Below are 23,347 nucleotides of genomic sequence, written 5' to 3'. Positions count from 1 at the left end.
ATGAAGCAGCAGGGGGCAAGGGTGCGCACGACCGTGCGTGCCCTGGGGCTGGCAATTGCATTGGCATTGCCGGGCGCGGTGACGGCGGCCGAGCCGGCCGCCGCGGCGGCGGCTGACGTCGCCACCGCGCCGGGCATGAGCATGGTCACCTTCAACCTGCATCACGACCGCGAGGACTGGCCAGCCCGCCGCCGCACCATCCTGGCCGAGCTCAAGCGCCTGCAGCCGGATGCGGTTGCCCTGCAGGAAGTGATCCAGCGCCGCAACGTGCGCAACCAGGCGCAATGGCTGGCCAGCCAGCTCGGCTACAAGTACGTGTTCGTGTCCACCGATCCGGTGGGGGCGCCGAAGCGCTATGGCAACGCCCTGTTGACCCGGCGACCGATCCTTGCCCATGGCGATCATCTGCTGCAGCCGTTGGACGACTACCGCACGGTTGCTCACCTGCGCATCGACGTCGACGGCACGCCGGTGAACGTCTACGCCACGCATCTCAACGAGCGCAGTGACGAGCGCGGGCAACGCATCCGCCGCAGCCAGGTCGAGGACCTGCTGCGCTACATCACCGAAACCTCGGCCGGTGCGCCGGTGGTGATCGCCGGCGACTTCAACGCGCTGGTGGATGCGGGCGACCTGAGCGAGCTGCGCAGCCACTACGGCGACAGCTACGGCAGCGTGCACGTGAACACCGACCTGGCCGGGGTGAGTACGCTGAACCGCCACTACTACCAGGCGCCTTCCCGCATCGACCACATCTTCTTCCAGCAGGACGAGATGGTCGCGCGCGAGGCGAAGATCCTGTTCGACCAGCCCGACGACAGCGGTCGCTGGGCTTCGGACCACTACGGCGTGTGGACCCGCCTGCAATTCGCGCCGAAACCCTGACGGGACACGCCTGGGTAGGTGCCAACCTTGGTTGGTACGGTTCGGCCCGAAGCACAAACAAAAACGGCGGGGATCACTGATCCCCGCCGTTTCCTTTTCTCACGTGATCAAGGAGCGATCAGTTCGCCGGCGGCGTGCGCTTGGCGGCCTCTTCGTCTTCTTCATCAGCCTTGGCTTCTGCAGCCTGGGCGGCAGCGTCGGCGTGGCCGTCGGCGACCGGGTCGATCAACGGCGTCACCACCGCGTCGGCGACCGGGGCCGCGGCTTCGACCGGCGCGGCTTCCACCACCACCGGCGCGACCGGCTGTTCGGCGACCACGACCGGCTCGACGACCGGCTTGGCTTCAACCAACGGAGCAGCCTCAACGATCTCCGGCTTGGCTTCTACCACCGGAGCGGCTTCGATAGCGGCCGGCTTGGCTTCAGCCACCGGTGCAGACTCGACTGCCGCCGGCTTCGCTTCGATCACCGGAGCGACTTCAGCCACCGGGGCTGCTTCCACCGCGACCGGCTTTGCTTCGACCGCCGGTGGGGCAACAGCGACCGGCTGCGCCGGGGTTGCTGCGTCGATGGCATCGAGCATGCTGGTCTGCACCGGCGAGGACACCGGCTCTGCCTTGGCTGCGGTTTCAACCGGCGCCGGCATTTCGGCGGTAATCGGTGCGGCAGCCTCGACCACGGCGCTGCTCACCACCGTCACCGGTGCGGCGACAGCAGCGGCGGCAGCACGGACCGGCTTCTCGGCTTCGACAGCGACCGGTTCGGCGTCGTCATCGAAATCGAATTCCGGCTGCGAACGGGTCGGCTGTGCGGCGGCGACCGGCGTGGCCGGGGCAGCACTGTCGACGTTCGGCTCGACGCCCTCGGCGTCATCACCCTCGTCACCCTCGTCCTGGTCATCGCCCAGGCCGTCACCACCGGCAGCGTTCTCGGCGCCACCGCGACGACGACGACGGCCGCCGCGACGGCCGCGACGGCGGCGGGTTGCACCTTCGCCAGCCTGCTCGCCATGGGCGTCGGCTGCAGTCTCTTCACCGGTCACCGCAACGGCATCGTTGCCGGTGTCGGCAGCGGTGTCGACCGGTGCCGTGGCATCCGCCGGAGCGGTGGTCACCGGTGCAACGGCTGCCACCGGCGCGGTGGCTTCCTGCGCCGTCACCACATTGGCGGCGACGGCAGTGGCGGCCACGGCTGCTGCCGCGGTCACACCTTCAACCGGGGCTTCGGCGACGTTGCGCTGCGGCTTCTCGGCCGGCTTGTCACCGTCCTGCTGCGGGCGCGGCTGCTTCGGCTGCTTCAGCTTCGGCTGCTGCTGGTTCTGGCCCTGCTGCTCGTTGCGCGGCTTGTTCTGCTGCTGCGGCTGCTGCTGGCCATCCTTCTGCTGCGGTTCCTTCTGCTTGCCCTGCTGCGGCTGCTGCTGGGCGTTGCCGTTGTTGCCGTTGCGGCCGTCCTTGTTGCGCTGCTCACCCCGGTCCTTGCGGTTGCCGCCATCCTTCTGCTGCTGCGCGTTGCCGTTGCCACCGTTGCCACGGTTTTCGTCGCGACGGTCCTTGCGGTCCTTGTTGCGATCCTTGTTGCGGTCCTTGCGGCCGCCGTCCTGCTGCTGGCGGGCGGCGGGAGCCGCAGGTGCCGGTGCCGGGGCCGGTTCGCCACCGAACACGCGCTTGAGCCAACCGATCACGCCACCGCTCGGGGCCGCTGCCACCGGCGCTGCGGCGACCGGGGCCGGCGCCGCCTTGGCCGGTTCTGCTTCCTCGCGCACCGGGGCCGGGGAGCTGTGCTTGACCTGGGTCACGGCCGGCGGCGGGATGTTCAGCTGGCCCTTGGTCAGGGCGTGCACCGGCAGCTTGCGCGGGGTGCCGCGCTGGTAGCTGGGCTTGCTGCTTTCTTCACCCAGCTCGTTCTCGCGCAGGCGGGTGACGGTGTAGTGCGGGGTGTGCAGCTGCTCGTCGGCGACGATCACGATCGGCGCTTCGTGGCGCTGTTCGATCTCGCGCAGGGCGCTGCGCTTCTCGTTCAGCAGGTAATTGGCGATCTCCACCGGGGCCTGGACCAGCACCTGCCCGGTGTTCTCCTTCATCGCATGCTCTTCGGCGACGCGGATGATCGACAGCGACAGCGACTCGACGCTGCGCATGCGGCCGTGGCCGTCACAACGCGGGCAGACGATCTGGCTGGACTCGCCCAGGCTCGGGCGCAGGCGCTGGCGGCTCATTTCCAGCAGGCCGAAGCGCGAGATGCGGCCGACCTGCACGCGCGCGCGGTCGTACTTCAACGCGTTGGCGAGGCGGTTCTCGACTTCGCGCTGGTGCTTGTTGGAGGCCATGTCGATGAAGTCGATCACCACCAGGCCGCCCAGGTCGCGCAGGCGCAGCTGGCGGGCCACTTCCTCAGCCGCTTCCAGGTTGGTCTGGAACGCGGTGTCCTCGATGTCGCTGCCCTTGGTGGCGCGCGAGGAGTTGACGTCCACAGCGGTCAGCGCTTCAGTCTGGTCGACCACGATCGAACCGCCCGACGGCAGGCGGACGTTGCGCTCGTAGGCGCCTTCGATCTGCGACTCGATCTGGAATCGGTTGAACAGCGGGATGTCGTCCTTGTAATGCTTGAGCTTGCGCAGGGTCTGCGGCATCACCTGCTGCATGAACTCGCGGGCGTGCTCGTACATTTCCTCGGTGTCCACCAGGATCTCGCCGATGTCGGCGCGCAGGTAGTCACGCAGGGCGCGCACGATCAGGCGCGATTCCTGGTAGATCAGGAACGGGGCCGGCTTGCTCAGCGCGGCCTCGGCGATGGCGCGCCAGACGTTGAGCAGGTAATCCAGATCCCACTGCAGCTCTTCCGCATCGCGGCCGACGCCGGCGGTACGGATGATCACGCCCATGTCGTCGGGGATGTTCAGCTTGTCCAGGGCCTCCTTCAGGGCGGCACGGTCTTCGCCTTCGATGCGACGGGACACGCCGCCTGCGCTGGGCGAGTTCGGCATCAGCACCATGTAGCGGCCGGCCAGCGAGATGAACGTGGTCAGGGCAGCGCCCTTGTTGCCACGCTCTTCCTTGTCGACCTGGACGACGATCTCCTGGCCTTCCTTCAGCAGCTCGCGGATGCCGGCCTTGTTGTGGTCGACGCCGGCCTGGAAGTAGTCGCGGGAGATTTCCTTCAGCGGCAGGAAGCCATGGCGGCCACCACCGTATTCGACGAAGGCCGCTTCCAGCGAGGGCTCGATGCGGAAGATCCGGCCCTTGTAGATGTTGGACTTCTTCTGTTCCTTGGACGGCTGTTCGATGTCGATGTCATACAACGACTGGCCATCCACGATGGCAACACGCAGCTCTTCAGCCTGCGTGGCGTTGATCAGCATTCGCTTCATTGTTGCGTTCCTCGCAAGCGGCTACCGCGCGGAACGCCATGGGGTTTCGCCTCTGGACACGGCTCGCCGCCCATTCGCGCAAGCGCGGGGAGGGCGGCTTGGGTTTCCAGCGCTACGACACCACGGCAGGCCGCGGGAGCGCTTCACTCTTATGGGTTTTGGGTGTTGCAGGGCCGCAGGCAGCTGTCAGCCAGGCTGGAGCGCCACGCGGGACATGTTCAGCACGGTTGCGTGTCAGGCATCCGGCGATGGCCGGGAAGGCCGGTGAGCCGCTAACATGGCCGCCCCGCGGGCGGTGGTCGCGCACTGTGCCGGATTCGTCGGAAGCTGGGCTTCTGGCCCTGAGTAACTTCCAACGAAATCAATCCCTTATCTCGCCCCCCGAGTGTAACAGAATAAACAGCCTGATGACCGCCCAAGACCCCACCAAAGCCGCTGGCGACAAGCCTTCCGTGCGCATGATCACCGTTCCCGCCGACCGCGCCGGCCAGCGCCTGGACAACTTCCTGCTCGGACAGCTGAAGGGCGCCCCGCGCAGCCTGGTCTACAAGCTGGTACGCAGCGGCCAGGTACGGGTGAATGGCGGCCGCGCCAAGGCCGAGCGCAAGCTGGAGGCCGGTGACGAGGTGCGCGTACCGCCTGTCCGTCTCAGCGAGGAGGGAGACAAGGCCGGTCCGCCGGAGGCGTTCATGCGCCGCCTGGAGCAGGCCATCGTCTTCGAGGATGCCCGCCTGCTGGCGCTGAACAAACCCTCCGGCGTGGCCAGCCACGGTGGCAGCGGCATCAGCTTCGGCGCCATCGAGACCCTGCGCGCGCTGCGCCCGGGACAGACCCTGGAGCTGGTCCACCGGTTGGATCGCGACACCTCGGGCCTGCTGATCGTGGCCAAGAAGCGCTCGGCGCTGAGCGAACTGCAGGCCCTGCTGCGTGAAGACCATGGTGCCGGCATCCGCAAGCGCTACCTGACCCTGCTGGCCGGGCGCATGCCCGACGGCGTGATGACGGTCGACGCGCCGCTGCATGTCGGCCTGCGCCAGGGCGGCGAGCGCCATGTGCAGGTCAACGCGATCGGCAAGGAATCGATCAGCCACTTCCGGGTGCTGGAGCGCCGCGGCGGGCATTCCTACTGCGAAGTGCGCATCGAGACCGGCCGCACCCACCAGATCCGTGTGCACGCCCAGCATCTGGGGCATCCGGTGGCAGGTGACGACAAGTACGGCGATCCGGCGGTCAACAAGCGGCTTCGTGAGCAGATCGGGCTGAAGCGCCTGTTCCTGCACGCGGCGTCGCTGGAATTCGCACTGGACGACGGCAAGAGCCCGTATGTGCTGAACGCGCCGCTGGCGGATGAGCTGGTCGAGGCGCTGGACCGGCTGAAGTAACCTCTGCGAGGGGCTGACCGGCCATCGGGCGGAGCCGCCTCGCGGCTCGCCTCCAAAGCGGGATTCCGGTTTTGGTCGGTCCGGATGGGTTGGCGGGGGACGCCGTGAACCCATCCTTGGGGGCTTGGCCGCGGCATCCATGCCGCGGACACCCCCGCCATCCCACCCGGACCACCCTTCGACAGATCGCGTTCGCGTCAGCCACGGAACATCAAAAGAAGAGCAGACTCGGGCCGCGTGGCGGCCCGGGTAGAGTCGAGCGACGCTCGACTCACGCGCACAGCGCGGGCTTCGCTTTTCATTCTTTCATTGCGCGGCTGGCACGCACGGAAAAATGAGGGGCACGGGCGGGGTCGGCTTGCAGGGGTGTCTGATCTGGCCCCCTGAAAACGGACGCCATGAAGCCGTTTCATGCGACAGCCGGGAGCTGCCGGGCGTAGTTGTTAGGCGAGCGATAGCCCAGCGCCGAGTGTAGCCGGGCTGGATTATAGAAGCCGTGGATGTAAGCAGCGATGGATTGGCTGGCTTGTTCCCTACTGGCGTAAGGCTCGGCAGCCTCTTCTGTCTTGAGCGTCGCAAAGAAGCTCTCGGCCACCGCGTTGTCCCAGCAATTGCCAGGCCGGCTCATGCTTTGGACCACGTCATGGGACTGCAGCAGCTGGCGAAACTGGTTCCCCCAGTACTGCCCACCACGATCTGAATGGAAGATCAGGCCGGGTCGTTGTGGATGCAGAGCCCAAGCATTGGCAAATGCTTTCACCACCAGCTCTTCAGTCAGGCGCTTGGAAACGCTGTAGCCCAGCACCTGCCGGGTCTGGACGCTGATGACCACGGCCAGATGCAGCCATCCCTGACGGGTGGGGACATACGTGATATCCCCGACCCACGCCGTCGGTCCGGTTCCGGGGGCAAATTGCCGATCCAGCAGGTTGGGGGCGAGCTGAGATGAGCCGCCGGAGGACTTGGGTCGAGATCGGCCTTTGGTCTTGCCCTGGATTCGCTCCTGGGCCATTAGCCGTGCCACGCGCTTGTGGCCGACCGGGTGATTCCTGGCTCGTAAGGCCTCGACCAGCCGACGTCGCCCATAACTGCGCTTGCTGGTCACATGAATGGCCCGAAGCTCGGTACGGAGGGCCGAATCGACATCGCACGTTTGGGCACACTGCCGGCGCAGGTAGTCATGGAATCCAGAGATAGAAACTCCAAGAACCCGACACAACAACCTAGTCGGGTAGTGAGTCCTTTGACTGGCGACGAAGGCGTACCTCACTTGGACTCTCTGGCAAAGAACGCCGCCGCTTTTTTTAGGATTTCCCGCTCCATCTTCAGATTGGCGTTCTCGGCCCGAAGGCGGCTGATCTCGCTTTCCAGATCGGTGGCCGGCCTGCGAGCCTCAGAGGTCAACGACCGGCCAGCACGGACCGCGTCAAGCCAATTTGCCAGCGTCTTGACCGACATCTCTAGCTGACGGGCCGCTGCGGCAGGCCCGAGCGACTCGGCCAACTCCACGGCTTGGTGCTTGAACTCATCGGTGTAGCTACGACGGGTGAGACGGGACATAAGGGACCTCCAAGTGCGATCAAAGTATCGCTTCTTGGCGTCCGCTGACGGGGGGCCAGATCAGTGAGCCGCATGGATGCGGCGGCCAAGCCTCCATGGATGGATTCACGGCGTCCCCTGCAAGCCGACCCCGCCCGTGACCGCTCAATACTGTGGAATGCGCCAGAAGCGAGGGGGCTCAGCCCGTTGGCCAGGAGCCCCTCACCACTTGAACAGCACAAGGCTGATCGCCAGTGTGCCCATGCCGGCCACCAGCCCGTACACGGTTTCGTGGCCCTTGGCATAACGCTTGGCCGCCGGCAGCAGCTCATCCAGCGCAAGAAACACCATCACGCCTGCAATCAGCCCGAACACCCAGCCGAACGTAGCGTGCGACAGCGATCCGGCCAACAGCCAGTAGCCCAGCAGGGCCCCCACCGGCTCAGCCAGACCGGACAGCAGGCTGGCGCCGAACGCATAGAACTTGTTCTGGGTGGCGAAGTACACCGGCACCGCGATTGCAATGCCCTCGGGAATGTTGTGGATGGCAATCGCAAACGCCAGTGGCATGCCGACCGAGGGGCTTTCCAGCGTGGCAAAGAAGGTTGCCAACCCTTCCGGGAAATTGTGCGCGGTGATCGCGACTGAGGTCAGCAGCGCAACCCGCTTCAGGTACTCGCGGCTGTTTTCGCGGAACGCGGGGTCCTGCTTGTCCAGGCTGTCGTGCGGATTGGGAATGAAGTGGTCGATCAGCACGATCACGATCACGCCGGCCAGGAACGCCAGCGTGCCGTAGGTGAAGCCGGTGCGCTCGCCATAGGCCAGCGCGAACGATGCGATGGACTTGTTGAGGATTTCCGACAGCGACACATAGACCATCGCGCCGCCCGCGAAGGCCAGGCCGAACGCCAGCAGGCGCGGGTTGGGGCGCCGTGAGAACAGCACCAGCAGGCTGCCGATGGCGGTGGCGAGGCCGGCCGCAAGGGTGACCGCCAGCGCGATCCAGATGTTTTCGGGGGGAATCTGCAGCATGTGCCGACGCGGTCCTGGTCAATAGACAACCGCCCCGGGCAAGGCCGGGGCGGCGAGGGTGAGGCGGGCGTCGGCTGGCCTCGTCGGGGCGCGGGCGATCAGCCGCCGCGGCGCAGGCGTTCTTCGATGGCGAAGCACTGGTCCGGCTTCGGCTGCGGCGGGTTGAAGCTGACCGGCACCTGGATGGTGGCCGGCACCGGCTGCCCGTTGCGGGTGGCCGCGTTGAACTGCCAGCCCTGCACGGCGGTCTTTGCCAGTTCATCCAGCTGCGGGTTGCCGGCGCCGGTCAACAGGGCCACGTCGCTCGGCTTGCCGTCGGTGCCAATGGTGACCTTGAAGGTGCTGGTGCCGCCAACACCCATGCACGCCAGCTCAAGCGGGTACTGCGGCGGCGGCGTCTTCACCGCGGCCACTTCGGTCGGCGGCGGCGGTGGCGGTGCGGGGGGCTCGGACGCGCCACAGCCGGCCAGGCCGGTCGCAGCAATCAGGGACAGGCTCAGCAAACGTACGTTCATGGCAGTTGCTCCGTCAGGGCCGAAGTCTTTGCAGCGCAGATGAAGTCGTTCTCGCTCAGGCCGCCCACGTCGTGCGTGGAAAAGCGCACGACGGCGCGGTCGTAGTGCACGCCCAGGTCCGGATGGTGGTCCTCATGGTGGGCAATCCAGGCCAGCGCGTTCACGAAGGCCATGGTGGCGTAGTAATCCTTGAAGCGGAAGGTGCGCGTCAGGGCCTGCCCGCCCTCGCTCAGCTCCCAGCCGGGAATCTGCGGCAGCAGTTCGGCCAGGCGGGCCTCGCCGAGCTTGTGGTCGCTGCCTTTGCGCGGCACGCAACGGGCTTGGGCCAGTGGAATCAGGTCGGCCATGGGAATCTCCACCTCGTGTTGACTGAACAATGCGCCGGACGGTGTATAAACCGAATGAGCGGCTGACGCTTACTTGGCTAGAATAGCCTGATGATCCAGATCTCCGACACTGCCCAGACCCATTTCCGCAAGCTGATCGAACGCGAGGGCGTGCCCGGCATGGGCGTGCGCCTCAGCGCGGTCGATCCCGGCACCCCGCGCGCCGACGCCCGGCTGGAGTTCGCCGAGCCGACCGACCTACTTGGCGACGAGTGGGCGGTGGACTGCGACGGCTTCACTCTCTACGTCGACGCGAGCAGCGTCGGCTGGCTCGACGGTGCCGAGATCGACATCGTCGCCGGCAGCGCCGGTACCCAGCAGCTGACCATCAAGGCGCCGCGCATCAAGGGCGAAGCACCCGGCGATGCCGCCTCGCTGGTCGAGCGCGTGCACTGGGTGGTGGAAAACGAAATCAATCCACAGCTGGCCTCGCATGGTGGCAAGGTGGCCGTGAAGGAAGTCTCGGCCGAAGGCGTGGTGCTGCTGCGTTTCGGTGGCGGCTGCCAGGGCTGCGGCATGGCCGACGTGACCCTCAAGCAGGGCATCGAAAAGACCCTGATGGGCCGCGTGCCGGGGGTGACCGCCGTGCGCGACGCGACCGACCACGACAGTGGCCACGCGCCGTATATCCCTCGCGGCAACGCCGCCTGATCGCTGACGCGTGCCTCTGACCCGGGCCGAGCAGTTCATCGACCTGCTGCTGGCCCGCCAGCAGCCCGGGGCCGTCCTTGAGAAAACCACGCGCCTGCCGTACGGGTGGGCGCTGTGGCTGCGCTCGCTCGGCCCATTGCCGCGGCCGCTGCATGCCAGCGAGTTGATCGCGGTGCTGCTGCCGCGTCCGCTGCCGGGGCCGCCGGGGCAGCTGCCCCGGTTGTCGCCGTGGCAGGCGCTGCGTCGTCTGTTCTGGCAGGACTGGGATGCTGCACCGCGCGACCAGCGCTGGATGCGCTGGATCTCGGCATTGGCCAGTGCGCTGTTGCATCTGCTGTTCTTCCTGCTGCTGCTATGGGTAGCAGTGATCCGCACCACGGCACCGCAAGAAGAAGGCGCCGAGGGCGAGCGCGTGCAGGTGGAATTTGTCGGTCGCGCGACCCGGGAGGGCGGCGGCGATCAGCCAGGCGCCGAAGCGGCGGCGGCTGCACCGCCGGGCCAGGTTGCGGCTGGCCAGGATGCAGGGGCCGCAACGGCGCCTGAGCCGCGCCCGGCGTCCGCGTCGGCAGCTGCGCCCGCACCTGCTCCGGCTGCAACGGCCAGCGTGCCACCGCCGCCCGCCGAATCCGAGCCGGCGCCGGTCGCGGCACCGCCACCGTCTCCGGTGCAGGCCACCGAAGTAGCCGAGGCCAGTACGGATTTCGTGGTGCCACCGGTCAGCGTGCCGCGCACGGAGGTGAGCATCGTGCCGCGCGACACCACGCCGACGGTGCGCGAGCGCAGCGTGCAGCCGGTGCAGGCGCCACCCACCCCGGCTCCGGTACGCACGCCCGAAGTCGCGGTGCGTGCGCCGTCGTTGCGTGACATCCAGGTACAGGAGCGCGAAGTCAGTACGGTCGATGCACCGGTGGTATCGCAACCGGTGCGCACGGCCGATGTGCAGGTCCGTGTGCCGCAGCGCGATGTGCAGGTGCGCGAGCGCGAAGTGCAGGCCGTGGTCGATCCGCAGGTACGGATGGCTGCTGTGGCCGGGCGCGAGCCGACCGTGCGTGCGCCGGCCGGCCGTGACGTGCAGGTGCGTGAGCGCGACGTTGCGTCGGCACCCGCGGCGGCGCCTTCAGCTTCCAGCGGCAGCGCGCCAGCGGCAATGGCGGCACCTGCGGCCGGCACTGCAAGCCAGGCCAGCAGCAGTACGCCACGGCCATCCGCCTCCAGCGCGACACCGGCCCAGGCCGGCGCGCGTCCGGCTCCCAACCCGGGCAACTGGGCCACGCCTGCCAAGGGCGACGACTGGGGCGCGTCGAGCCGCAACCACGACGGTGCCAGCAGCGGCGCAAGCCAGGCCAGTACCGCCGGCAAGGGCAATGGCCTGTTCAATGCCGATGGCAGCGTGCGCGTGCCGGGGCAGGAGGGTGACGGTCACGCCGAGCGTGGCGCCCCCGGTGGCGCCAATGATGGCTGGAGCAAGGAGCGCATCGCGCAGTCCGGCACCTGGTTGAAGCGGCCGCCGTACGATTACACGCCCACCTCGTTCGACAAGTACTGGGTGCCACAGGAATCGTTGTTGGCCGAATGGGTGCGCAAGGGCATCAAGTCGATGGAGATTCCGTTGCCGGGCACCAACACCCGCATCTCCTGTGTGATCTCCATCCTGCAGGCCGGGGGCGGCTGTGGCCTGAGCAACCCGAACATGCAGGACCAGCCGGCCGTGGCGCGGCCACCGCCGGACATTCCCTTCAAGAAAGAGCTGCAGGAAGACAACGGCAGCCGCTAGCGGCTGCCGTTGTCCACGCATGTTTCCTTATCCCCGCCCCGTTGGCGCGCCCCCTTGAACAACAAGGAGGCTTTTCGCTGGACCCACTGCGGGATGTGGGGGGCGTGCTGGCGTGCTTTGGTGGGTGCCGACCTTGGTTGGCACAGAAGCGCCGACCAGGGTCGGCCTCTACCAGGGCGTTGCCCTTACGCGCTCTGCGACAGGAACACCCAGAACGGCACATCGCGGCCCACCCAGTCGCGGCTGGCTTCATCCATCACGTCCAGCAGGGTGTCGAAGTCCTTCTGCGTGGCGGCACGCAGTGCATCCACGTCGGCCAGGAACAGCGCATAGCCGTTGGCCGGCAGCCATTGCAGGTCGCGCAGGTTGTCCGACAGCGCATCCCAGTTGCCGCCGAAGCCCGCCGGGAAATCCAGCTGAGCCGCCAGCCGCGCCAGCAGGGTACGCTTATCGGCCACGCCTTCCAGGTCGATGCGGATCACCTTCAGGCCAGCGTCGCGCATCGCGGCGGCCAGTGCGCCGATGTCCTCGCTGTCGATGGCGTAGACGCCAGCGTTGTTGATGTCGTGCAGGCCGAGGCCGAAATCGTCATGGCTCACTACTGCGCTCCCTGGGCCGGTACGGTGAAGCTGCGGAACGATTCATAGTGGTCGTCGGTGTAGTACCACGCCTCCGCCGGATCACCGCCGGTGACGATGCGGCGCGTGCCACGGGTGCGTGCGCCGGGGGTGTCCACGGTGTATTCGCGGTAGTAGCCGCGCGGACGCTGTGGCAGCTGTTGTTCGCGGTTGCCGAAGGTGCTGCCGTCCTGGCGGTGCGGGAATGGCCCGCCGCGCTGGATCAGGGCGATGGTCTGCCGGGCTTCAGCGGGCAGGAAGCTGGGCAAGCCGCCGTCATTGCCTGCAGCGGCAGCGGCCGGCGCACGCGCGGCCGGTGTGGCCTGCAGGTCCGGTGCGAACTGTGGCGCCGGAGGACGCTGCATGAAATGGTTGACGACCAGGCCGAGAACCAGCAGGGCGATGGCGGTGATCAGCAGCCGGGGGTTGCGCATGGGCGGAGGCAGGCGAGGGTGATGCACGCACTGTAGCGCCTGCGCGCTGCACGGTGCATGAGGAGTGCAGTGCGTCACCGGTGCGTAACAATTGCCGTCGTGCTCACTGGCAGGACGCAATTTCCTTTACATCCCCCTTGGTAATCTGGAGCTCTGTCCCCATCATTCACCGCGCAACGCCCGACACCGTCGGGTGCCCTCGCAATCAGGAGATGCATCATGGCCTATACCCTGCCCAAGCTGTCCTACGCCTACGACGCGCTGGAACCGCATATCGATGCGGCGACGATGGAAATCCATCACACCAAGCATCACCAGACCTACATCAACAACGTCAACGCAGCGCTGGAAGGCACCGAGTACGCTGACCTGCCGGTCGAAGAACTGGTGAAGAAGCTCAAGTCGCTGCCGGAGAACCTGCAGGGTCCGGTGCGCAACAATGGTGGCGGCCATGCCAACCACTCGCTGTTCTGGACCGTGATGGCGCCGAACGCGGGCGGCAACCCGGTGGGCGACGTGGCCAAGGCCATCGACAAGGACCTGGGCGGCTTCGACAAGTTCAAGGACGCCTTCACCAAGGCCGCGCTGACCCGTTTCGGCAGCGGCTGGGCGTGGCTGAGCGTGACCCCGGACAAGAAGGTCGTGGTCGAGAGCACCGGCAACCAGGACAGCCCGCTGATGGAAGGCAACACCCCCATCCTCGGCCTGGACGTGTGGGAACACGCCTATTACCTGAAGTACCAGAACCGCCGCCCGGAATACATCGGCGCCTTCTTCAACGTCATCGACTGGAACGAAGTCGAGCGTCGTTACCAGGAAGCGATCGCCTGATCTGCGTCACTGGATGAACTGAAAAGGCCGGGGGAGACTCCGGCCTTTTTTGTCTGCCAGGTTCGGGGAACGGGGCCGATTCTGGTGGGTGCCGACCCTGGCCGGCACCCATCGGGACCGAAGGCGGGGCTATTCGGCCGTGGCCGTATCACCCTGCAGGCGCAGGGTGGCCATCACGCCCAGGCGCAGGCCGGGCAGGTCGCCGTCGGCGGGCAGCAGGATCGGCTGCTGGCGGATGCCGCCGAAGTGCTTGACCTGGAACAGCACGTCCAGGCCGTGACCACTGGCGCCACCGCCGCTGGCGGCAGGCGGTTCCGGGCGACCGCCAGGATTGCGCCGGGCCGGCTGGAAGCCGGGGGTGCTGCGCACCAGTTCCACCGTGTTGGCGGAGAAATCACCGGCGATCAGGCTGGGCATGCCTTCGGCAGTGGCGCCGATCCAGGTCATCAGGTCGCTTGTCTGGTGCTGGCGTGCGATGGCTTCGTCCGGGTCCGGGCGCAGCCGCGCCACATAGATGTTGACCAGCGCCTCGCCCAGCTTCAGCCGCATCATGCCGGCCGCACTGAAGGTGCCGGGCGGGTGCAGCAGGGTGACTCCATCCTCGCTGACCGGGAGCCGGGTCAGCATCGCATTGCCGTGCCGCAGCGGCTGGCTGGGCGGGTCGGCAGTGACGAAGTCGCAGCTGTAGCGCAGCCGGCTGGCCAGCCAGCAGGCCGGATTGCGTCCCTGCTGCTGCAGCACCTGCTGCACCGAGATCACGTCCGGCTGCAGTTCGGTCAGCAGTTGCGCGACCTGCTCGCGGCGCTGCTTCCATTGCGCCTCATCGCGGCTGGGCAGCTCCAGCGCGGCCACGGTCAGCTGGCGAGGTTCGGTGCTGCGGGTCGCGCTGGCGGGTGCCTGCGGCCGGGCCTGCGCGTGCAACGCCAGCACCAGCACGAGGCTTCCGAGCAGGAGATGGGCGTGGGCGAGGGGGCGCATAACGATAAGTTTACGCTTTTGTCGTGGAGGTGCCGTGACTTCCGGCACGTCATGTCGTTGCCTGCCACGGATTGGCACCGTTGTCATGCAGCCCTGCAGCGTGCTTCGGAAGCCCGGGTTCCGGTAACCTTGCGCCTTTCGCTTTGCAGGATTGCCTTACAGGATGAGCCACGACGCAGTTGCCCCCATCGCCGGCCAGGGAAAGATGCCGCGCCAGATCCCGTACATCATCGGCAATGAGGCCTGCGAGCGGTTCAGTTTCTACGGAATGCGCAACATCCTGGTGCAGTTCCTGATCACCTCGCTGCTGCTGCAGGAAATCACTGCGGAAGGCCGTGCCGGTGAAGCCAAGGACATCATGCACAGCTTCATGATCGGCGTGTATTTCTTCCCGCTGCTCGGTGGCTGGCTGGCCGACAGGTTCTTCGGCAAGTACCACACCATCCTCTGGTTCAGCCTGGTCTACTGCGCCGGCCACCTGTGCCTGGCGCTGTTCGAAGACAGCCGGCAGGGTTTCTTCCTCGGCCTGGGCCTGATCGCGCTGGGCGCCGGTGGCATCAAGCCGCTGGTGGCCTCGTTCATGGGTGACCAGTTCGACCAGAGCAACAAGCACCTGGCCAAGATCGTCTTCGACGCGTTCTACTGGATCATCAACTTCGGCTCGCTGTTCGCCTCGCTGCTGATCCCGCTGGTGTTGAAGAACTGGGGCCCGCAGTGGGCGTTCGGCATCCCGGGCATCCTGATGTTCATCGCCACCTTCGTGTTCTGGCTGGGCCGCAAGCGCTATGTGCTGGTGCCGCTGCCGCCGAAGGATCCGCATTCGTTCGCCAACGTGGTGCGCACCGCGCTGACCGCGCGCGTGGCCGGCCAGGGCCGCCCGGGTCTGGTGATCGCCGCGCTCGGCCTGGTGCTGGCAGTGGCCTCGTTCGGCCTGGTCGGCTCGCTGGGCATCGTCATCTGCCTGTGCCTGGCGCTGGTATCGATCCTGGCCGGTATCGGCGGTGGCACCTGGCTGCAGCTGGATCGTGCCCGTGGCCAGCATCCGGCCGAAGCGGTCGAGGGCGTGCGCTCGGTGCTGCGCGTGCTGGTGATCTTCGCCCTGACCACGCCGTTCTTCTCGCTGTTCGACCAGAAGGCCTCGACCTGGGTGCTGCAGGGCCAGCAGATGCAGATGCCCAGCTGGTTCACCGCCTCGCAGATGCAGGCGCTGAACCCGCTGCTGGTGATGATCCTGATCCCGTTCAACAACCTGGTGCTGTACCCGGCCCTGCGCCGCTTCGGCTTGGAGCCGACCGCGCTTCGCCGCATGACCGCCGGTATCGCCTTCAGCGGCCTGGCCTGGATCGTGGTCGGCGGTATCCAGGTGGTGATGGACGGCGGCAACGCCATGTCGATCTTCTGGCAGATGCTGCCGTACGCGCTGCTGACCTTCGGCGAGGTGCTGGTCTCGGCCACTGGCCTGGAGTTCGCCTACAGCCAGGCGCCGCAGGCGATGAAGGGCGTGGTCATGAGCTTCTGGAACCTGACCACCACCATCGGCAACCTGTGGGTGCTGCTGTCCAACGCAGCCGTGCGCAATGACGTGGTGACCCACAAGATCGCCAGTACCGGCCTGAGCGAGGCGGCATTCCTGATGTTCTTCTTCGCTGGTTTCGCCTTCGTCGCGGCGTTGGCCTTCGGTTGGTACGCGAAACGCTATCGTATGGTCGACAACTACCGTAGCGCCTGAGCCTGACATGACCCCTGTCAACCTGCTGTTGATCGCCATCACCGCCATCCTGTCGTGGATGGCGTTCAACAACCGCAAGCTGGCCGACCGCCTGATCCTGTGGCCGCCGGCCATCGACCGTCACCGCCAGTACGACCGGCTGGTGACCTATGGCTTCATCCACGCCGACTGGTCGCACCTGATCTTCAACATGATCACCCTGTTCTTCTTCGGGGGATTCATCGAGAGCGTGATGGTGCAGCTGACCGGCAGCTACCTCACTTACCCGGCGTTCTACATCGGCGCGCTGCTGGTCTCGATCCTGCCCAGCTACCTGAAGAACCAGAAGAACCCGAACTACCTCAGCCTCGGTGCCTCCGGCGCGGTGTCGGCGGTGCTGTTCGCCTTCATCCTGATCAAGCCGTGGTCGATCATCCTGGTGTTCTTCATCCCGGCACCGGCGATTGTCTATGCCGCGTTCTACGTCGGCTACAGCATCTGGATGGACAAGCGCGGTGGTGACCGCATCAACCACAGCGCGCACCTGGCCGGTGCGGCGTTCGGCGTGATCTTCATGCTGGCCATGCAGCCGAGCATCTTCACCCACTTCCTGCGCGAACTGTCCAATCCGACCTTCCGCCTCGGCGGCGGTTGAGGGTGGCTGGGGCCGGATCCGCTGGATCCGGCCCCCGGGGGCAGGGCCCCTGCTGCTGGTCAGGCCGGGGCCTGCTGGCCGTAGGTATCCAGCAGGCGGGCGAACACTTCTTCGCCGATGCGCTGGAAATCCTGATCTTCGGTCTGCCCTTCCACCGCCAGTTGCAGCAGGCCCTCCAGCAGGGCGCGGTCGGTATCGGAATGGGTGTCGCTGGGGTGCATCGGTGCCTCCGCGGTGGTGCGCATGATCAACGGTCGCAAGGGTCGTGCCAGCCTGGCCGTACCCCTCCACAGGCGATAGCGGCCGCCGGCCCTCCAGCTTGAGGGTCGAAAACTGACGTGAACGGACTGGACTTGCCCCTGTTCAGGCTTCACGCGATCATGGCGCCCGGCTGCGCACCATCCACGCAGTCGCCGCAGGAGACAGTTCCATGGCTTCGGTCACGCCCCCCGGTCTGGCCTACGAGGTCGAACACGACCTGGCCAACCATCGCTTCACCGCCCGTGTGCGCGGACAGCTGGCGGTGCTGGATTACCAGATCAAACGCAGGCGCATGGTCATCACGCATACCGAGGTGCCCGAGCCGATCGCCGGCCGGGGCATCGCCGGTGAGCTGACCCGTGTGGCGCTGCGTTTTGCCCGTGAGCAGAAGTACAAGGTGGTGCCGGCGTGCTCCTACGCCGAGGCCTTCCTGCAGCGGCATGAGGAGTACCACGACCTGCTCGTTGGCTGAATGCCAGCGGGCCAAGCTTCAGCCATGGCAGGCGATGATGTACAAACATGAACAGGGGATCCCGATGAAGATTGGAAACAACCGGCCATTGCGCGGCAGCGTGCTGGCCGGCGTGGTGGGCGTGCTGTTGCTGGCCGGTTGCCAGCGTGAGAGCGAGCCGGCACCGGCGACCGATGCGGCCCCCGCCGCCGAGGCCACCGCTGCAGGCGAAACGCCGGCCACGGAGGCGCCGCTGGACCTGCGCGACGTGATCGAGAACAACGAGCGCGAAGTGGTGGGCATCAGCTACCCGGCCGGCATCGACCGCTACCCGGGCCTGGCACGCGCGCTGCAGGACTATGCCACCAGCGCCCGCAGCGACCTGCAGCAGGCACTGGACGGGCTGGGCAACGACAAGCCGACCATGCCCTACGAGCTGTCGCTGAGCTTCGAGAAGCTGCTGGAAACGCCGCAGCTGGTGGTGGTCAGTGCCGATGGCAGCCGCTACACCGGTGGCGCTCACGGTGAACCGCTGGTGGCGCGTTTCGTGTGGCTGCCGGCACAGCAGCAGATGCTCAGCGCCGACAAGCTGGTGGCCGATGCCAAGGGCTGGAAGGCGATCAGTGATTTCGTTGCCGACCAGCTGCGCGAACGCGTGGCCACCCGCCTGAGCGGCGAGGACATGGACCCGGCCCAGCTGCAGGAATCACTGCGCAATGCATCGCGCATGATCGCCGATGGCACCGGCCCGCAGGCCGACAACTTCAGCCAGTTCCAGCCGGTGACCGACGACAAGGGGCAGATCACGGCGCTGCGCTTTGTGTTCCCGCCCTACCAGGTGGGTCCATACTCGGACGGCACCCAGACCGCCGATGTTCCGGCCGCGGTGTTGTTGCCGCACGTGTCCAAGGACTACGTGGAGCTGTTCGCACGCGGTTGACCGCAGTCGAGGAGGTGGCGTGGACACAGGGTTGCAGGAGCGGGTCGCCGGCCTGCTGCAGGAAGCCGGGGTCCGCATCGGCGGTACCCAGCCACAGGACATCCAGGTGCATGACCCGCGCTTCTTCGCGCGGGTCATGGGCCATGGTTCGCTCGGACTGGGCGAGAGCTACATGGAAGGGTGGTGGGATGCCAACGTCCTGGATGAATTCCTCGTCCACCTGATGCAGGCGCACCTGGACGAACGGGTGCACGGTTGGCGCGAAGTGGCCGACGCGCTGAAGGCGCGCCTGTTCAACCTGCAGGCCGGGCAGGGCAGCTATGAAGTCGGCCGCCGCCATTACGACCTTGGCAATGACCTGTACCAGGCCATGCTCGGCCAGCGCCTGGTCTACAGCTGCGGTTATTGGCGCAACGCCGACGATCTTGATGCCGCACAGGACGCCAAGCTCGACCTGGTCTGCCGCAAGCTGGGCCTGCGCCCGGGGCAGCGTGTGCTGGATATCGGTTGTGGCTGGGGCGAGGCGCTGAAGTTTGCCGCTGAGCGCTATGGTGTCAGCGGCGTCGGCGTGACGATTTCGCAGGAGCAGGCAGAGTTCGCGCGCAACCTGTGTACCGGGCTGCCGATCGAGATCCGCCTGCAGGACTACCGGGAACTGGACGAACCGTTCGACGCGATCTTCTCGATCGGCATGTTCGAGCATGTCGGCGACAAGAACTACGCCAGCTTCTTCGAGGTGGCCAAGCGCTGCCTGTCGCCGCGTGGCCTGCTGCTGCTGCACACCATCGGCACCAACATCTCGCGTCATCGCACCGATCCATGGATCGCGCGTTACATTTTCCCCAATTCGATGTTGCCGTCGGCGGTGCAGATCACCAAGGCGTTCGAAGGCCGCTTCGTGCTGGAGGACTGGCACAACTTCGGCACCGACTACGACCTGACCCTGCAGGCCTGGCGGCGCAACGTGGAAGCGGCATGGCCACGGCTGGATGCGCGTTATGACGAGCACTTCCGGCGCATGTGGCGCTTCTACCTGGCTGGATCGATGGCGACCTTCCGTTGCCGGCATGCGCAGTTGTGGCAGCTGGTGCTGTCGCCGGAAGGCGTGCCGGGCGGGTACGTCGCGCCGCGTTGATCTGGAAGCGCATCCACGCCATGCGTGGATGGGGGCAGATCCCGTTGCGTAGAAATGGGCTCTGACCCCATCCAACAAAAAACCGCCCGGTCTCCCGGGCGGTTTTCGTTTCACGCTACCGTGCAGGCGATCAGTTGCCGGCGCCGGTCAGGCCACGCTTTTCCAGCAGCGGCTCGATCTGCGGCTCGTGGCCGGCGAAATCGCGGAACAGCTGCATCGCGTCGACGCTGCCGCCCTTGGACAGCAGCGTGGCACGGAAGTGGTCACCGTTCTTGCGGCTCAGGCCGCCGTTGTCCTTGAACCACTTCTGAGTGTTGGCGTCGAGCACTTCCGACCAGATGTAGGCGTAGTAGCCGGCCGAGTAGCCGCCCATGATGTGGCTGAAGTACGGGGTCTTGTAGCGCGGCGGAACCGGCGCGTAGTAGATGCCGTCCTTCTCCAGCGCGGCGCGCTCGAAGGCCATCACGTCCTTGGCCGCCGGCACCTGGTCGGCGCCGATCTGGTGCCAGCGCTGGTCAAGCATGGCTGCACCCAGGTACTCGGTGGTGGCGAAGCCCTGGTTGAACTTGGCAGCAGCCAGCACCTTGTCCAGCAGTGCCTGCGGCATCGCCGAACCATTCTGGTAGTGCTTGGCGTAGTTCTTCAGGATGACCGGGTTGTCCGACCACATCTCGTTGACCTGCGAGGGGAACTCGACGAAGTCACGCGGCACCGAGGTGCCCGAGAAGTACGGGTACTTCACGTTGGAGAACATGCCATGCAGGGCGTGGCCGAACTCGTGGAAGGTGGTGTTCACCTCATCCCAGGTCAGCAGGGTCGGCTGGCCGGCCGGCGGCTTCGGGATGTTCAGGTGGTTGGCGACCACCGGCTTGAAGCCGGTCAGCTTGGACTGCGAGACGTAGGAGTTCATCCACGCGCCACCGCGCTTGGAGGCACGTGCATACGGGTCGAAGATGAAGATCGCCAGCTGGCTGCCGTCGGCGTCGAACACGTCGTAGACGGTGACGTCATCGTGGTAGACCGGCAGGTCGGTGCGCTGCTTGAAGGTCAGGCCGAATTCCTGGCCCGCGGCGTAGAACACGCCGTTCTCGAGCACGTTCTTCATTTCGAAGTACGGCTTCAGCTGCGACTCGTCGAAGTTGTACTTGGCCTGGCGCACCTTCTCGCTGTAGAAGGCCCAGTCCCACGGTTCCAGCTTGAACGTCGGCTTGCCCGCGGCCTTCTGTTCCTGGTCGATCATCGCCTGCAGGTCGGCGGCTTCGCGCTTGGCGTTGGCCACGGCGGCCGGGGCCAGCTTGCCAAGCATCGCGTTGACTGCTTCGGGGGTCTTGGCGGTCTGGTTGGTCAGGTTGTAGGCGGCGAAGTTCGCAAAGCCCATCAGCTTGGCCTTGTCGGCGCGCAGCTGCATGATGCGCGAGACCAGCGCGGTGTTGTCGAACTCACCGCCGCGGCTGCCGCGGCTGACCGACGCCTCGTAGATCTTCTGGCGCAGGGCGCGGTTGGCCAGGTTGGTCAGTGGCGGCTGGCCGGTGGTGTTGAGCAGGGCGATCACGTACTTGCCGTCCTGGCCGCGGGCCTTGGCGGCTTCGGCGGCGGCGGCGATCTGCTCCTTGGACAGCCCGTCCAGCTCCTTGACGTCGTCGACGGTGATCGCCGAAGCGTTCACTTCCGACTGCACGTTCTGGCTGAACTTGGTGCCCAGGTTGGCCAGCTCGGCGTTCATTTCCTTCAGCTTGGCCTTGTCGGCGTCGGACAGCTTGGCGCCGGCGCGCACGTAGTTGTCGTAGTACTTCTCGACCAGGCGCACGCCTTCGGCGTCCAGGCCCAGCTGGCTGCGGGTGTCGTACAGCGCCTGGATGCGGGCGAACAGCTTGCCGTTCAGCGCGATCGCATCGCTGTGCGCGGCGAACTTGGCCGAGTAGTCGGCCTGCAGCTTCTTGCGGGTGTCGTTGGTATCGGCGCCCACCAGGCTGAAGAATACGGTGGTCGCGCGGTCGAGGATGTCACCGCTCTTCTCCAGGGCGATGATGGTGTTGTCGAAGGTCGGCTTGGCCTTGTTGTTGGCGATCGCCTCCACTTCCTTCAGCTGCTGCGCCATGCCGGCGTCGAAGGCCGGGGCGAAGTCGCTGTCCTTGATCTTGTCGAACTGCGGGAAGTGCAGCGGCAGCGGGCTTTCGGCGAAGAACGGATTGGCCTGCTGGGCATGGGTGCTGGCAGCCGGGGTGGCGGCGCCGACCGAGAAGGCGGGCAGGGCAAGGCCGAGGGACATGGCCACGGCAAGGGCAAGGCGAGTGGTCAAGGTAGGAACTCCGGTAAGGCAAACAAGGGCCCGAGGGTAACCCGGCCGGTCGTGGCCGCACTTGTGTCAAAAGGCATGCTGGCGGAGCCGGGCGCGGGTACCATGCATTCACCGCCCACGGCCCGCCATCATGACCAGCGCCTACGATTTCAGCTTCCGTGACCTCGACGGCCAGCCGCAGGCGCTGGCCCGTTATCAGGGCCACCCGTTGCTGCTGGTGAATGTCGCCAGCCGCTGTGGCTTCACCCCGCAGTACACAGGGCTGGAGCAGCTGTGGCAGGCGTATCGCGAGCGTGGCCTGGTGGTGATCGGCTTCCCGTGCAACCAGTTCGGCGCGCAGGAGCCCGGTGACGCCGCGCAGATCCGCCAGTTCTGTTCGCTGGACTACCCGGTCAGCTTCCCGCTGTCGGAGAAGATCGAGGTCAACGGTGAAGGCGCCGACCCGCTGTGGGCCTGGCTGTCACGCGAGAAGCGTGGCCTGCTCGGCAGTGCCCGCATCAAGTGGAATTTCAGCAAGTTCCTGGTCGACCGCCAGGGGCAGGTGGTGTCGCGTTATGCGCCCACCACCCGGCCCGAGCAGCTGCGCGGCGCGATCGAAGCGCTGTTGTAGAGCCGAGCCCACGCTCGGCTGCTTGTCCGGCCGACATTGAGGGCGCGCGGTGCGCGCGAGCCGAGGGTGGGCTCGGCTCTGCAGGCGCAACGGCTTATTTCTCGACGAACGCGCGCTCGAACACGTATTGGCCCGGCTGGCCGATCCGCGGCGAAACCTGGAAGCCCCGGGCGTCGAGCACGGTACGCAGGTCGGCGAGCATCTGCGGGCTGCCGCAGATCATCGCGCGGTCGTTTTCCGGGCTCAGTTCCGGCAGGCCGAGGGTGCGCTGCATCTGGCCACTTTCCATCAGCGAGGTCAGGCGGCCCTGGTTGGGGAACGGCTCGCGGGTGACGGCCGGGTAGTACAGCAGCTTGTCGCCGATCATGTCGCCGAGGAACTCGTGCTCGCGCAGTTCCTTCTCGAAGTAATCCCGGTAGGCCAGGTCCTTCTCGTAGCGCACGCCGTGGCAGAGGATCACCTTCTCGAAGCGCTCATACGTTTCCGGGTCCTTGATCACCGACAGCCACGGCGCCAGGCCGGTGCCGGTGCCCAGCAGGTACAGATTCCTGCCGGGGTGCAGGTCGCTGATCAGCAGGGTGCCGGTGGGCTTCTTGCCGACCAGCACCTTGTCGCCCGGCTTGATGTGCTGCAGCCGCGAGGTCAGCGGGCCGTCCTGCACCTTGATGCTGAAGAATTCCAGCTGCTCTTCCCAGTTGGCACTGGCGATGGAGTACGCACGCAGCAACGGGCGTGCCTCGGTTTCCAGGCCGATCATCACGAACTGGCCGTTCTCGAAGCGGAAGCCGCTGTCGCGGGTGGTGGTGAAACTGAAGTAGGCGTCGGTCCAGTGGCGGACCTCAAGCACCGTTTCGGCGCCAAAAGCGGAGGACATGGGCGTATCTATCGGAAGTCGTC

At 66.5% G+C, this 23,347-nt stretch carries 23 protein-coding genes; 11 read left to right on the top strand and 12 right to left on the bottom strand.

What is annotated here, in order from left to right; translation table 11 throughout:
* A complete protein-coding gene (locus QP512_RS13410) occupies positions 1–885 on the top strand; it encodes an endonuclease/exonuclease/phosphatase family protein (protein ID WP_286069094.1) in 885 nt (294 codons plus the stop codon).
* A 118-nt stretch (positions 886–1,003) separates the two neighbouring features.
* Here the strand turns inward: QP512_RS13410 and QP512_RS13405 are convergent, their stop codons facing one another.
* Positions 1,004–4,252 carry an Rne/Rng family ribonuclease gene (locus QP512_RS13405; RefSeq protein WP_286069093.1) on the bottom strand — a complete coding sequence of 1,083 codons (3,249 nt, stop codon included), beginning with the start codon at positions 4,250–4,252 and terminating at the stop codon, positions 1,004–1,006.
* A 407-nt stretch (positions 4,253–4,659) separates the two neighbouring features.
* On the opposite strand from QP512_RS13405, the gene QP512_RS13400 reads away from it, so the two are divergent.
* Entirely contained in the window at positions 4,660–5,634 is a 975-nt protein-coding gene (locus QP512_RS13400; RefSeq protein WP_286069092.1) for an RluA family pseudouridine synthase, read from the top strand.
* 409 nt (positions 5,635–6,043) lie between these two features.
* Here QP512_RS13400 and QP512_RS13395 read toward each other — a convergent pair whose 3' ends face one another.
* The 5 genes from QP512_RS13395 to QP512_RS13375 form a co-directional block, all read right to left on the bottom strand.
* Positions 6,044–6,904 (bottom strand): IS3 family transposase, encoded by an 861-nt coding sequence (locus tag QP512_RS13395; RefSeq protein ID WP_286069091.1) that lies wholly within the window; start codon positions 6,902–6,904, stop codon positions 6,044–6,046.
* Positions 6,901–7,194 carry a transposase gene (locus QP512_RS13390; RefSeq protein ID WP_286069090.1) on the bottom strand — a complete coding sequence of 98 codons (294 nt, stop codon included), beginning with the start codon at positions 7,192–7,194 and terminating at the stop codon, positions 6,901–6,903. Before QP512_RS13390 ends, QP512_RS13395 begins: the two co-directional genes overlap by 4 nt.
* Before the next feature lie 201 nt (positions 7,195–7,395).
* A complete protein-coding gene (gene zupT / locus QP512_RS13385; protein ID WP_286069089.1) occupies positions 7,396–8,205 on the bottom strand; it encodes a zinc transporter ZupT in 810 nt (269 codons plus the stop codon).
* A 98-nt stretch (positions 8,206–8,303) separates the two neighbouring features.
* Complete coding sequence (locus QP512_RS13380; protein WP_286069088.1) at positions 8,304–8,720, bottom strand: energy transducer TonB; 417 nt, start codon at positions 8,718–8,720, stop codon at positions 8,304–8,306.
* Positions 8,717–9,067, bottom strand: coding sequence for a 4a-hydroxytetrahydrobiopterin dehydratase (locus QP512_RS13375; protein ID WP_049429106.1), 351 nt, complete (start codon positions 9,065–9,067; stop codon positions 8,717–8,719). The genes QP512_RS13380 and QP512_RS13375 overlap by 4 nt, the downstream gene beginning before the upstream one ends.
* A 90-nt stretch (positions 9,068–9,157) precedes the next feature.
* Between QP512_RS13375 and QP512_RS13370 the strand changes: the two genes are divergently transcribed.
* Positions 9,158–9,757, top strand: coding sequence for an NfuA family Fe-S biogenesis protein (locus tag QP512_RS13370; protein WP_286069085.1), 600 nt, complete (start codon positions 9,158–9,160; stop codon positions 9,755–9,757).
* Positions 9,758–9,767: 10 nt separating this feature from the next.
* Positions 9,768–11,531, top strand: a complete 1,764-nt coding sequence (locus QP512_RS13365; RefSeq protein ID WP_286069083.1) for a hypothetical protein — start codon at positions 9,768–9,770, stop codon at positions 11,529–11,531.
* A 185-nt stretch (positions 11,532–11,716) separates the two neighbouring features.
* Here QP512_RS13365 and QP512_RS13360 read toward each other — a convergent pair whose 3' ends face one another.
* Both QP512_RS13360 and QP512_RS13355 read right to left on the bottom strand, forming a co-directional pair.
* Positions 11,717–12,130 (bottom strand): barstar family protein, encoded by a 414-nt coding sequence (locus QP512_RS13360; protein WP_286069082.1) that lies wholly within the window; start codon positions 12,128–12,130, stop codon positions 11,717–11,719.
* Positions 12,130–12,582: a ribonuclease domain-containing protein gene (locus QP512_RS13355; RefSeq protein WP_286069081.1), complete on the bottom strand. Its 453-nt coding sequence runs from the start codon at positions 12,580–12,582 to the stop codon at positions 12,130–12,132. Before QP512_RS13355 ends, QP512_RS13360 begins: the two co-directional genes overlap by 1 nt.
* Before the next feature lie 219 nt (positions 12,583–12,801).
* Between QP512_RS13355 and QP512_RS13350 the strand changes: the two genes are divergently transcribed.
* A complete protein-coding gene (locus QP512_RS13350; protein ID WP_005410310.1) occupies positions 12,802–13,413 on the top strand; it encodes a superoxide dismutase in 612 nt (203 codons plus the stop codon).
* Positions 13,414–13,542: 129 nt separating this feature from the next.
* Here QP512_RS13350 and QP512_RS13345 read toward each other — a convergent pair whose 3' ends face one another.
* Positions 13,543–14,391 carry an endonuclease/exonuclease/phosphatase family protein gene (locus QP512_RS13345; protein ID WP_286069079.1) on the bottom strand — a complete coding sequence of 283 codons (849 nt, stop codon included), beginning with the start codon at positions 14,389–14,391 and terminating at the stop codon, positions 13,543–13,545.
* Positions 14,392–14,554: 163 nt separating this feature from the next.
* Here QP512_RS13345 and QP512_RS13340 point away from each other — a divergent pair, with 163 nt between their 5' ends.
* Both QP512_RS13340 and QP512_RS13335 read left to right on the top strand, forming a co-directional pair.
* Complete coding sequence (locus QP512_RS13340) at positions 14,555–16,120, top strand: oligopeptide:H+ symporter (protein WP_286069077.1); 1,566 nt, start codon at positions 14,555–14,557, stop codon at positions 16,118–16,120.
* A 7-nt stretch (positions 16,121–16,127) separates the two neighbouring features.
* Positions 16,128–16,754 (top strand): rhomboid family intramembrane serine protease, encoded by a 627-nt coding sequence (locus tag QP512_RS13335; protein WP_010486760.1) that lies wholly within the window; start codon positions 16,128–16,130, stop codon positions 16,752–16,754.
* Positions 16,755–16,813: 59 nt separating this feature from the next.
* Here QP512_RS13335 and QP512_RS13330 read toward each other — a convergent pair whose 3' ends face one another.
* Positions 16,814–16,999: a hypothetical protein gene (locus QP512_RS13330; protein ID WP_286072079.1), complete on the bottom strand. Its 186-nt coding sequence runs from the start codon at positions 16,997–16,999 to the stop codon at positions 16,814–16,816.
* Positions 17,000–17,184: 185 nt separating this feature from the next.
* Between QP512_RS13330 and QP512_RS13325 the strand changes: the two genes are divergently transcribed.
* From QP512_RS13325 to cfa, 3 genes are read left to right on the top strand one after another with little or no spacing between them, the layout of a single operon-like run.
* Positions 17,185–17,487, top strand: coding sequence for a GNAT family N-acetyltransferase (locus tag QP512_RS13325; RefSeq protein ID WP_006455911.1), 303 nt, complete (start codon positions 17,185–17,187; stop codon positions 17,485–17,487).
* A gap of 37 nt (positions 17,488–17,524) precedes the next feature.
* Positions 17,525–18,406, top strand: a complete 882-nt coding sequence (locus QP512_RS13320; protein WP_286069075.1) for a DUF3298 and DUF4163 domain-containing protein — start codon at positions 17,525–17,527, stop codon at positions 18,404–18,406.
* 19 nt (positions 18,407–18,425) lie between these two features.
* Complete coding sequence (gene cfa / locus QP512_RS13315) at positions 18,426–19,541, top strand: cyclopropane fatty acyl phospholipid synthase (protein WP_286069073.1); 1,116 nt, start codon at positions 18,426–18,428, stop codon at positions 19,539–19,541.
* 130 nt (positions 19,542–19,671) lie between these two features.
* Here cfa and QP512_RS13310 read toward each other — a convergent pair whose 3' ends face one another.
* A complete protein-coding gene (locus QP512_RS13310) occupies positions 19,672–21,840 on the bottom strand; it encodes a M3 family metallopeptidase (RefSeq protein ID WP_286069072.1) in 2,169 nt (722 codons plus the stop codon).
* 130 nt (positions 21,841–21,970) lie between these two features.
* Here QP512_RS13310 and QP512_RS13305 point away from each other — a divergent pair, with 130 nt between their 5' ends.
* Positions 21,971–22,450: a glutathione peroxidase gene (locus tag QP512_RS13305; RefSeq protein ID WP_286069070.1), complete on the top strand. Its 480-nt coding sequence runs from the start codon at positions 21,971–21,973 to the stop codon at positions 22,448–22,450.
* Positions 22,451–22,544: 94 nt separating this feature from the next.
* On the opposite strand, the gene QP512_RS13300 is transcribed toward QP512_RS13305, so the two are convergent.
* The gene (locus QP512_RS13300; protein ID WP_286069069.1) at positions 22,545–23,324 is read right to left on the bottom strand and encodes a ferredoxin--NADP reductase; all 780 of its coding nucleotides are present in this window, start codon (positions 23,322–23,324) and stop codon (positions 22,545–22,547) included.
* Positions 23,325–23,347 lie beyond the last annotated feature (23 nt).

This window comes from Stenotrophomonas sp. 57 (genome assembly GCF_030291075.1).
In the GTDB taxonomy this organism is placed as follows: domain Bacteria; phylum Pseudomonadota; class Gammaproteobacteria; order Xanthomonadales; family Xanthomonadaceae; genus Stenotrophomonas.
Note: the sequence above shows the minus strand (reverse complement) of the source record. Positions and strands in the feature narration are given on the sequence as shown.